This is a genomic window from Bacteroides sp. 51 (assembly GCF_010500965.1).
GTDB lineage: Bacteria > Bacteroidota > Bacteroidia > Bacteroidales > Bacteroidaceae > Bacteroides.
In genome coordinates, this window is record NZ_QVMI01000056.1 from 1 (window position 1) to 9,654 (window position 9,654).

Below are 9,654 nucleotides of genomic sequence, written 5' to 3' on the forward strand. Positions count from 1 at the left end.
GTAGGACTATAAAAAGAGTACTGCTTCTATCCGAAGAGCAAAAAGCGCTTGCCAAAATGTTCGGATTTTGATTTGGGTGTCCCAGCGCCAAACTCAGGACAAATGCGATTTTGGAATGACCGTAGACAGGGATGATCAGGCGAAGGTAGTGCGCATACATATACAAAAGGTAAAGTTTAAACATCTGGGAAGCAGAGGAGAGGTGGCGCTGAAATATAACGAACGCAATGGGAGGTATGGTGACGATAGTGAGCCGTTGCTGCCCGAATGAATCTTGAACAACAGTTACCGGTTGTGAATATCTATCCCGGATACACCACCTCATCCAATATCCCCGATAGATATGCAATCGCAATACCGTAATTAGTGATAGGTACCTCTTGTTTGATAGCTTGTTTTATACGCGCAAGTACATGCTTGCGGTTAAACATACAGGCACCACAATGAATCACCAGATCATAACTGCCGAGATCGGCAGGGAAATCTGCTCCGCCAACAACATCAATCTGTAGTGCATCTCCAATTCTTTTGCGGAGCATGGCCGGAATCTTTTCCCGTCCGATGTCTTCGGATAAAGGCGCATGTGTGCAGGCTTCGGCGATGAGGATACGCGACCTGGAGGTTAGGTTTTTAATTGCTTTTGCACCTTCCATAAAAACCTTTATATCTCCTTTATAACCGGCAAAGAGTATAGAAAATGTTGTTATCCGGCAGGATTCGGGTGCCACCCTTTTTACATAAGGTAATACCTGAGAGTCGGTAATGATTAATCCCGGAGGAGATGCCAGTGAAGCTAACGCACTTTCGATTCGTTCAGTAGTACAGGCAATAGGTATACATCCTTTATCTAACAATTCGCGTATGGTTTGTGCCTGGGGCAGAATCAAACGTCCTTTGGGAGCTTGGGGATCTTGTGGCATAACGAGTAGCACCGTGTCACCGGACGTTACCAGATTGCCGGTTATGGTAGAAGATTGATCTTCGTCCTTCAATCCGGCTATTTTCTGAAGAAGTTTTTCTACTTGTTCGCCTGTTTTTGCATTGATAGCAAGTGGATACTTGCCTGTCGATTCTATAATGTCCTTGGCTATGCGCTCTGTGGAAGCGGATGTCTCTGTGATGTTAATTATATGGATGATAGGTATGTGCAGACCGGTCAACTTTCTGACCCATTCCAATTCCTTTGATATATCGGCGCTACGGTACACCATAATGGCTATATCAGTTTTGGATAGTATCTTTTGCGTCTTCTTTAGACGTTCCTCTCCCAGATCACTTGTATCATCAAATCCGGCGGTATCCACCAATACACAAGGACCAATCCCCGGTATCTCCATATTTTTGCTGACGGGATCGGTGGTCGTGCCCGCTATATCCGACACGATGGCCATTTCCTGTCTGGTCATGGCGTTGATTAAAGATGATTTTCCGCTGTTACACCTTCCCAGAATGGTGATGTGTATGCGCTCTGATTGAGGAGTATCTTTCATACCGGCAGTTATTCTTTGGTTCTTTTGTCTTTTTCGGCTTCAATAACCTTCAATCCTTTCTGCTTCACGCTCTCGGAGGCATAGTCCTGCAAATATTCTTTCAGGGTAATCAGCGCGTTGGAGGTGCAGTGCCCGGCTATCTTTCCTCCCTTAACCAACGACATGAACCGTGCGCCCGTGCGACCCAGATTGTAGCAAGCCGTGCAAAAGCTGGGTATATAGCCCATGTCGAGCAGCCAGCCCACCACTTCGTCCAGGCTGCGGTGATCGCTTACCGAAAACTGGGCGGTATCTTCTGTCTGATGATCTGCCTGGTAGCCGCCTACCGTGGTGTGAGAACCCCCGCTGAGTTGCGATACTCCAAGCTCAAGCGCTTTCTCGCGCGAACGTTGCGACTCGCGGGTAGAAACGATCATACCGGTATACGGAACGCTAACCCGTATAACGGCCACTAACTTCTCAAACACACTGTCGGCTACGGCATGGGTGAAAATGTTCAGGTCTACGTCGTCTGCCGGACAGATGCGGGGTACGCTAATCGTATGCGGGCCTACTCCCCGGACGGCCTCCAGATGCTCGGCATGCATCAGAAGTCCGATGAAGTCATACAAGTAGTTGCTCAGTCCGAAGAGTACGCCAAGCCCTACATCGTCTATGCCGCCTTCCATTGCCCGGTCTATCGCCTCGGTGTGATAAGCGTAATTTGCTTTTGGACCGGTGGGGTGGAGTTTCTGGTAGTTTTCTTTGTGGTACGTTTCCTGAAACAGAATATAGGTTCCAATATTGGCGGCTTTTAGTTTCCTGTAATTCTCTACAGTCGTTGCCGCAATGTTTACGTTCACCCGGCGGATGGCGCCGTTGCGGTGGTGGATATTGTAAATGGTTTCTATACTCTCAAGAATATACTCAATCGGGGTGGCAGGATGCTCGCCCGATTCAATAGCCAGGCGTTTATGCCCTATGTCTTGTAAAGCGACGACTTCTTTGGCAATCTCTTCCTGCGTGAGCCGTTTGCGTGGCATTTGTTTGTTCTTGGCGTGGTAGGGACAGTATATGCAACCGTTTACGCAGTAATTCGACAGGTAAAGAGGGGCGAACATAACGATCCGGTTGCCGTACAATTGTTCCTTGATGCGGCGTGCCAGTGCAAATATCTTTTCGTTGATATCGGGCAGGTCGCATTCCAGCAATACGGCGGCTTCCCTATGCGTTAGGCCTTTAGATTCATTGGCTTTGGTCAGAAGTGCTTCAAGCAACTCTCTGTTCCTATAATTGTTCCGCGCGTACTCCATGCTCTCAACAATTTCATGGTGAGCAATGAATTCTTCGGCTTTGGTTGATTTTATGTTATACATGTTATTTTGTTTTATAATCACCACGTGCATCAGATATATAATACCCAATAGATTCAACTTGTTCTTTCACTTCATTATATTCATTCTCCTGCATAGAAACCTCGCTGCGGCACGTTGCCGCCTGCATAGAAACCTCGTTGCGGCACGTTGCCGCCGCTTTATTATCGTATATAATATATTTCTCCCTATACCCTTTAGGCGTAAGGTTAGGCATCACCACATTTGCTCCCGATAATATTCCCTGTTCATACCCATGAGTGAGCGTAGCAAGCGCCGTTGTTGCAGGTAACAATACCTCAGGAAACATAAGGCGAAGTATAGAGATCAGCATCAGCGTCATATCTACACTTCCCGCCGGTTCGGAGGCAAAAGGCGTATCCTTTTGCGGTATAAACGGACCTATGCCAATCATTTCCGGGCGTAACTCCCGAAGGAACAGAAGATCCTCAACCAGGTTCTCCAGGCGTTGTCCCGGGCTTCCGACCATAAAACCTGCTCCCGTTTGATACCCTATCCCTTTAAGCACCCGTAAACACCCCATTCGTTTCTGATGAGACATCTGCGCGGGATGAAGAAATGCATAATGTACCGGGTTTGCCGTTTCATGCCTCAATAAATAACGGTTAGCTCCGGCAGCGAAGAACCTTTTATACGCCTCCTCCGAATGCTCGCCCAACGATAAAGTAATAGCATGATCCGGAAAGCGCGACCGAATGGCAGCAACCAGCGCCACAATAAACTCCTCGTTCATACAAGGATCTTCCCCGCCTTGCAAAACAAACGTTTTCAGTCCAAGCCTGTTTCCGGTTTCGCAACACGCTAAGATCTGGTCCATAGACAAACGATACCTTTCCAATGATGCATTGCCACAGCGAATGCCACAATAGTAACAATTATTGCGGCAGTGGTTCGTAATTTCAATAAGTCCACGAGCATAAATCGCTCTACCGAAATGTGCAACGGATACTTCCCGTGCCGACTCATTGATGTAACTCAATAAATCTTCATTTACAGATGTCAGCAACCGGAGGTATTCTTCCGGCTCCAGATGTTTCTCCCGACGTAAGCGATCTACCAGGTTTTTCATGTGTTCAGGTTTACAAGGTGACATAAAGATAGATGTTTCTGGCTTGATTACCAAAATATACCCTGTACTTCTTTACTATTTCATAGTTTTATGTTATCTTCGTTACATTAAGTCTTAGGCTTAATTGTTACCTTTAAATTCTGATCTGATGGACGTAATAACAAATGACACCGTGCCGGTAGTGAATCAAACTGCGCGGCAATTTACACGGGTACTTGAGATTATCGAAAAGTACAACCACGATAAGCAGCGGCTTATCACCATTCTACAAGAAGTGCAGGACGAATACCGCTACCTGCCGCAACAGGTTCTAACCTATATCGCCATAGCTTTGGATATGCCTACGGCAGAAGTCTTCGGAGTGGCCACTTTCTATGCCCACTTCTCGCTGGAAGCCAAAGGCAAGTATGTAATCAAGGTATGTGATGGGACCGCCTGCCATGTAAAAGGCTCTACCAAGCTGATTGATACCCTATGCGATAAGCTCAAGCTGTCTAAGGAGAAGCATACCACAGACGATATGCTGTTCACACTGGAAGCAGTCAGTTGTCTCGGTGCATGCGGACTGGCGCCTGTCATGGTGGTTAACGACAAGGTGTACGGGCAGGTAAGCAGCAAAAAGTGCGAAGAGATCATCGACGATATCATGGCGGCAGAAGGCTAGTAAACAAAACGTAATAAAAGGACTATGACTAATATGAGAAAAATACAGGCCGATTATAATCGGGCTGCAACGCACATAAAGAAGCGTATTATAATATGCGCCGGTACCGGATGCATAGCCAACGGCTCACTTCATGTATACAAAGCGTTTGAAAAGGCAATCGAAGAAGCCGGTCTGAAGGAGTTTACCGATCTGGAACTCAATTACCACGATGACGATAAGGTGTATCAGCTTACCGGAAGCGGCTGTCAGGGTTTCTGCGGTCAGGGACCACTGGTAAACATACTCCCCGACGAGATTATGTACACCAAAGTGAAACCCGAAGACGTTCCCCAAATATTGCAGGAAACCGTTCTGAAAGATCAGATCATAGATGAACTATTATATGTAAACCCTGCCGACGGGAAGAAGAGTAGGGGACAAACAGAGATTCCTTTCTATAAGCGGCAAACCCGCCTTGTACTGGGAGAGTGTTCCCATCTGGACCCCGGTAATATCCGCGAATATATTGCGCATGGCGGATACTTTGCAGCCGAGCAGGCGTTCACCCAAATGACTCCCGAAGAGGTTTGCAACACCATTCTCGAATCGGGCTTGCGCGGACGTGGGGGTGGAGGATTCCCAACCGGAAAGAAGTGGCAATTCACCTTACAGGAAGCCGGACCTAAGAAATATGTCATCTGTAACGGAGATGAAGGTGACCCGGGCGCTTTTATGGATCGAAGCCTGATGGAAGGCAATCCGCACCGTGTACTCGAAGGCATGATGATTGCCGCGCGCGGTATCGGAGCCGACGAAGCATACGTATATGTCCGCCTGGAATATCCCCTGGCTATTGAACGAATGACCAAGGCAATTAATGATGCCATGGAAACCGGTATTCTGGGTGAGAACATCTTTGGAAGCGGCTATAGTATGCACATCCATATCATGGAAGGTGCAGGAGCATTCGTTTGCGGTGAAGAAACAGCATTGATTGCGTCCATTGAGGGCAGAAGAGGAATGCCTGTACCCAAGCCTCCCTTCCCCGCACAAAAAGGATTGTTCGGAAAGCCTACCGTTATTAATAATGTAGAAACCCTGGCAGCCGTTCCATTGATTATCAGAAACGGTGCTGAATGGTTTAATGCTTACGGTACGGAAAAATCGAAGGGAACAAAAACCTTCGCCCTGACCGGACACGTTGCCAATACCGGATTGATTGAAGTGCCTTTCGGCACCACCCTGCGGGAGATCATATATAATATAGGTGGAGGTGTAACCGACGATGACGGCGCTATCAGTACCGAAGGTTTTAAGGCGGTGCAGATTGGCGGTCCATCGGGTGGATGCCTCACAGAAGAACATCTGGATATCGAGATTGATTACGATAATCTTATCCGGAATGGGGCTATGGTGGGTTCAGGTGGAATGGTGGTTATGAACAAACAGTCGTGTATGGTTCAGATTGCCCGTTTCTTTATGAACTTCACTCAGAACGAAAGTTGCGGTAAGTGCGTTCCTTGCCGGGAAGGTACCAAGCAAATGCTTTCTTTACTGGACGAGATTATTGACGGAACAGCTACCGAAGAGAGTTTTGAACTGCTACAGGAACTCTCGCAGGTGGTACGTAAAGCATCCCTTTGCGGATTGGGAAAGACGGCGCCAAGCCCTGTGATCTCTACCATCAACCGTTTCCGCGATGAGTACTTGCAGCATATTGTGGATAAGAAATGTGCCACCAATAACTGTAAAGCACTGGCCGATATCACAATCGACCCCGAGAAATGTACAGGCTGTATGGCTTGTGTCCGTAAATGTCCGGTATGGGCTATTCACGGAGAAAAGAAGCAGGCGCATGTTATCGACCCGAACTTGTGTACAAGGTGTGGTACATGTGCTACAGTCTGCAAGTTTGGTGCAGTGATCGGTTTCTAAACTTACCCTAATTTGATCTTACTCATGGAAAATAAAGGATATATAACGATAGACGGACTGAGTGTCCCAATTGAACAAGAAAGAAATGTTCTTGAAGTCATCAGGAAAACGAATATTGAATTACCTACCTTCTGCTACCACTCGCATCTGAGTACCTATGGTGCTTGCCGATTGTGTGTGTGCGATATCGAAGGAATGGGAATACAAGCTACTTGTACCATCACTCCAAGAAATGGAATGGTGGTGCGAACCAACACGGAAGAAGTGCGCAAAATACGGAAAATCAATCTGGAACTGCTTTTGGCCAACCATAATATCAGTTGTCCGAGTTGCACCCGTTCCAATAACTGTAAACTGCAATACCTGACCCGCCGGTTGGGAGTCAGTACCGTACGGTTTAAGAAGACCAATAAACAGGAACCTATTGATAATAAGTCGAGAAGCATTATTCACGATCCGAATAAATGTATATTATGCGGCGACTGTGTGAGGGTATGTAAGGAAGTACAATCCGTAGGTGCCATTGACTTTGTGAAGCGAGGATCTAAAACCCGCGTTGCTCCTGCCTTTGGCAAGAGTCTGGCCGATGTGGAGTGTGTGTACTGCGGACAATGTGTTTCTGTTTGTCCGGTAGGTGCATTGATCCCCCGACAGGAAACGGAAGAAGTCTGGAAAGCTATCCATAATCCCGAAAAATATGTGGTAGCTCAGATAGCTCCTGCCGTGAGAGTGGCACTGGCCGAAAGTGAAACCTCTGGGTCGAATGGCGGATCGGTCAGCACGGGACAAATGGTGGCGGCGCTTAAACGATTGGGTTTCGACCAGGTATATGATACTTCTTTCACTGCCGACCTGACGGTATTGGAAGAGGCTACAGAGTTTATCGGGCGGAAACTAAAAGGAGAAAAACTACCTCTGTTTACCTCTTGTTGCCCAAGTTGGGTGAAGTTTGCGGAACAATATTATCCGGAGTTGCTTAATAATCTGTCTACTTGTAAATCTCCTCAGCAGATGTTCGGAAGTATAGCAAGGGAGATTCTTCCTGAGATGCTGAACATTAAGCCGGAACAGTTGGTCATTGTTTCTGTTATGCCTTGTACGGCAAAGAAATTTGAAGCCAAGCGAAGTGAGTTTTATCATGAAGGTGTTCCCGAAGTAGACCATGTACTGTCTACCGAAGGTTTGGGCCGAATGATTCACGAAACGGGTATTCAGTTAGAGAAACTCCAACCCGAATCTTTCGATATGCCTTTAGGATTTAAGACAGGGGCAGGTGTTATCTTCGGAAATACCGGTGGAGTGAGTGAGGCTGTTTTGCGCTATGCCTATGAAAAACTTACAGGCGAAAAGCTTCGGAGTTTTGATTTCAAACAGGTGCGCGGTATGGAGGGCATACGTACGGTAGAGTTGACGTTGGGAGATATCCATCTGAAACTGGGAGTTACCCACGGATTGGCCAATGCCCGGAAACTTTGTGAAGTGGCTAAAGCCGGCGAGTCGGACTATGACCTGATTGAGGTAATGTCTTGTCCGGGGGGATGCATTGCCGGAGGAGGACAGCCGGTTAACTTTGATCCTGACTTCCGTGAAAAACGGGCCCAACTTCTTTATAATGAAGATAAGGCTATGCAGTTACACAAATCTCAGGATAATCCATACATTAAGGAACTGTATGAAAAGGTGTTGGGCGAGATTGGCGGACATAAGGCGCATGAATTGTTGCATACACATTACCACGGGCGGAAGCGGATTCAGAAAGAGATTATTCATATCCGCAACACGCAGCATCCTAAGATTGTGGTGGCTGTTTGTGTAGGTACGAATTGCTTTATGAAGGGTTCCCAGGAACTGCTTAAACGGTTGCTGAATCATGTGGTGAGCAATAAACTCGAAGATATTGTAGGCTTTGAAGGACAGGAAGAGATGGTCGACCTGAAAGCGACTTTCTGCTTTGAACGTTGTAACCGTGGACCTGTGGTGCGGGTAAATGATAAGCTGATTGAGCATGCCACTTACGAGAAAGTAAAAGAGGAACTTTATAACGAAATTGAGAGAATCGGTAAACTTATCGAGCAAGAAAGTTAACTTTGAGTTAAAAATAATAAAAAACGTAAAGCCGGTGCAATAAAAGCCCGGCTTTTTTGTTTATAGAGTGTGAGAATTGATGAATAAAGTTGATTAATGAATAAAAGTATTGTGCTATGAAGAAGCTAAACCTTTACCTGATAACAATGATAATGATTGCAATACCTATGCTGCAATCATGTGATGATGATGGCTATCCGCTGGATGGCTTTGTTTTCCGTATGGCTACCGTACGTGTTGAAAGTGGAAATACCTATTATTTAGAAATTGATAACGGACAAAAACTTTGGCCGGCGGCAACTGCCATTCCCTGGTATAAACCTGTTGATGGACAACGTGTATGGGCAGACTATACATTGTTGAGCGACGAGATTCCGAATACGGAATTTGCTCATGCAATCAAAGTGAATTATTTGTATAACGTTCTGACGAAGGCAGTAGAAGACTTAACTGCTGAAAATGAGGAAGAAATAGCTAATGACCCAGCATATATTGAAGATATGTGGATTGGTGCTAATTATCTGAATATACAATTTGTTATTAATATTCCTATAAATGAGTTGCATCGTGTAAGTCTGGTGGAAAATACCTTGAATGAAGCTCCTCTTATTGATGAAGAAGGATATATCTGCCTTGAATATCGCTTCAATAGAGCGGATGATGTGTACACGAATGTAAGACGCAGCTACGTATCATTCAATTTGGGTGAATATGGGCCGCAACGATTAGCTGACGATGCAGTTAAAGGCCTGAAAGTGAAAATAAACTCTATTAAAAACGGTGAAAAGGATATTGTTTTTGAATATAAGAAAGACAATACCGAAAAAGCTGTGCAACTAGGTAATGACGTCGTAAACGAAGGAACAGAATAACGGGCGGGCGGCAAGGTGCCGCTGCCAGGTGCGGCACGTCATTGCGAACGTAGTGAAGCAATCCAGGTTATACGCATTGTGAGCTGGATTGCTTCGGGTAAACCCTACCAATGACAATATCCACCCCCTGCCCCCGCCAGCGGGGGATACCTGCGGCATCGTATCCCCCGCTGGCGGGGGCAGG

7 protein-coding genes and 1 pseudogene are annotated in these 9,654 nt (G+C 46.4%); 5 read left to right on the top strand and 3 right to left on the bottom strand.

The window, feature by feature from the left end:
• Positions 1-67 precede the first annotated feature (67 nt).
• Positions 68-271 (top strand): hypothetical protein, encoded by a 204-nt coding sequence (locus D0T87_RS22920; RefSeq protein ID WP_163178391.1) that lies wholly within the window; start codon positions 68-70, stop codon positions 269-271.
• A 31-nt stretch (positions 272-302) separates the two neighbouring features.
• Here D0T87_RS22920 and hydF read toward each other — a convergent pair whose 3' ends face one another.
• From hydF to hydE, 3 genes and pseudogenes are all read right to left on the bottom strand, one after another.
• Positions 303-1,490 (bottom strand): [FeFe] hydrogenase H-cluster maturation GTPase HydF, encoded by a 1,188-nt coding sequence (gene hydF / locus D0T87_RS22925; protein WP_163178393.1) that lies wholly within the window; start codon positions 1,488-1,490, stop codon positions 303-305.
• Positions 1,491-1,513: 23 nt separating this feature from the next.
• Positions 1,514-2,845 (bottom strand): annotated as a pseudogene (gene hydG, locus D0T87_RS22930) ([FeFe] hydrogenase H-cluster radical SAM maturase HydG); the annotation flags it as partial.
• 1 nt (position 2,846) lies between these two features.
• Positions 2,847-3,932, bottom strand: coding sequence for a [FeFe] hydrogenase H-cluster radical SAM maturase HydE (gene hydE / locus D0T87_RS22935; protein ID WP_163178397.1), 1,086 nt, complete (start codon positions 3,930-3,932; stop codon positions 2,847-2,849).
• A 148-nt stretch (positions 3,933-4,080) separates the two neighbouring features.
• On the opposite strand from hydE, the gene D0T87_RS22940 reads away from it, so the two are divergent.
• The 4 genes from D0T87_RS22940 (at position 4,081) to D0T87_RS22955 (ending at position 9,470) form a co-directional block, all read left to right on the top strand.
• A complete protein-coding gene (locus D0T87_RS22940; RefSeq protein WP_163178399.1) occupies positions 4,081-4,596 on the top strand; it encodes an NAD(P)H-dependent oxidoreductase subunit E in 516 nt (171 codons plus the stop codon).
• Between the two features lie 33 nt (positions 4,597-4,629).
• A complete protein-coding gene (locus tag D0T87_RS22945) occupies positions 4,630-6,513 on the top strand; it encodes an NADH-ubiquinone oxidoreductase-F iron-sulfur binding region domain-containing protein (RefSeq protein WP_203558771.1) in 1,884 nt (627 codons plus the stop codon).
• Positions 6,514-6,537: 24 nt separating this feature from the next.
• Complete coding sequence (locus D0T87_RS22950) at positions 6,538-8,598, top strand: NADH-dependent [FeFe] hydrogenase, group A6 (RefSeq protein WP_163178404.1); 2,061 nt, start codon at positions 6,538-6,540, stop codon at positions 8,596-8,598.
• Between the two features lie 116 nt (positions 8,599-8,714).
• Entirely contained in the window at positions 8,715-9,470 is a 756-nt protein-coding gene (locus D0T87_RS22955; RefSeq protein WP_163178405.1) for a NigD-like protein, read from the top strand.
• Positions 9,471-9,654: the final 184 nt, after the last annotated feature.